The organism is Anaerohalosphaeraceae bacterium, assembly GCA_035378985.1.
Taxonomy (GTDB): domain Bacteria; phylum Planctomycetota; class Phycisphaerae; order Sedimentisphaerales; family Anaerohalosphaeraceae; genus JAHDQI01.
Genome location: DAOSUR010000045.1, coordinates 1 through 1,509, shown reverse-complemented (window position 1 = coordinate 1,509; position 1,509 = coordinate 1). Strand labels below are relative to the sequence as shown.

The following is a 1,509-nucleotide window of genomic DNA, read 5'->3' as shown; positions in this document are numbered from 1 at the left end:
CTGATGGAGATGGGCCAAATGCCGGTGACGATTTGTGATGCCCTGATTGAGCTCTTTCGCGACCTGATGGTACTCAAGGCCGCCGGAGCGGACAGCGGCATTCTGATTCTCACTGAAGCGGAAAAAAAGACGCTGGCTGGGCTGGGGGATTTGTTTGACCTTCCGGGGCTGATTTACGCGGTGACCGCCCTCGAGCGGCTTCGCTGGATGATTCGCAACAGCGAATCGGCCCGCTATCTGCTGGAGGCGGCCCTTTTGCGGCTGGCCCTCAGCGAGCATTTTATCGGCCTGGACCAATTGGTTTCGGCCAATTCATCCTCAGCCGACATAAAAAAAAACGTTCCGCTCCCTAACCCGCCGGCCGTAAGCCCTCCGCCAACAGTATCTCAATCTCCTTCAGCCCCCGCAGAAATTTCGAATGGTCCTTTGACGGAAGAGATTCTAAAAAGCCGATGGAAGGAGTTTTTGGCGGCCTTGGCACAGCGGAATGGTATGCTGGCCAATTACCTGACGCAGGGGACCGTGGCCGGATTTGCCGACTCTGTTCTGATCCTTCGTTTTTCGTCGAGCGTTCTTTTTGCCGCAGAGTTCTGCCGGAAACGGCAGGAGGAAATCCAGAGGGCTCTGCAGGAGTTTTTCGGCAGCCGGCTGACGGTTCGTGTTGAACTGTCCGGCGAACCGGCCGCGCGGCCTGTCCCCAAGCCCGCCCCTGCGGCGGCCCCGGCGACTCGTCAGCAGCGTATTGAGGCCCTCGATGACCCCAAGGTGCAGATGATTTTGAAGGAGCTGAACGCCACACCAACGGAAATCGTCGAACTGCCGCCGTCCGAAGAAGAATCGGAACAGGAACCCCGGGAGGAATCCCCGGAAGAAACCGGTCCGGAATCGACGGAGTCTGAAGAATGAATCCGGCTTATACCAAAAGTCTGAACGATTTGATTGAACAGTTCGGCAAACTGCCCGGCATCGGCCCCAAAACCGCCGAACGGCTGGCCTTTCACATTTTGAAAGCCGACAAGGCCGAAGCGATGGCCCTGGCGGAGGCGATTCGAAACGTCAAGGAAAGTATTCGTCAGTGCCGTATCTGCTGCAATCTTTCCGAAGAGGATATCTGCACCATTTGCAGCGACCCGCGGCGGGACAAAAGCACGATTTGCGTCGTCGAGCAGCCCAAAGATATCATCATGCTCGAAAAGACGGGGCTTTGTAAATGGGTTTACCATGTTCTCAACGGCCATATTGCTCCGTTGGAAGGCATTGAGCCGGCGGACTTAACCATCGATGCACTGGTCAAACGCGTCCGGCAGGGGGGCATTAAAGAGGTTGTGATGGCCACCAACCCCAACCTCGAAGGAGACGGCACGGCCCTGTACATCCGCTCGCTTCTGACGCCGCTGTCCGTGAAGGTAACCCGACTGGCCAGAGGTCTGCCGAGCGGCTCGACAATCGAGTTCTCCAGCGGCACCATTTTAGCGGATGCAATTCTCGGCCGCAGCGAACTTTAGAGCA

Annotated in this window: 2 protein-coding genes; both read left to right on the top strand. The window is 57.1% G+C overall.

Going from position 1 to position 1,509, the window contains the following annotated elements; genetic code table 11:
* On the top strand, positions 1-906 hold a 906-nt coding region (locus tag PKY88_13315; protein HOQ06179.1), incomplete at its 5' end, for a hypothetical protein.
* Complete coding sequence (gene recR, locus PKY88_13310) at positions 903-1,505, top strand: recombination mediator RecR (GenBank protein HOQ06178.1); 603 nt, start codon at positions 903-905, stop codon at positions 1,503-1,505. The genes PKY88_13315 and recR, both read left to right, overlap by 4 nt.
* Positions 1,506-1,509 lie beyond the last annotated feature (4 nt).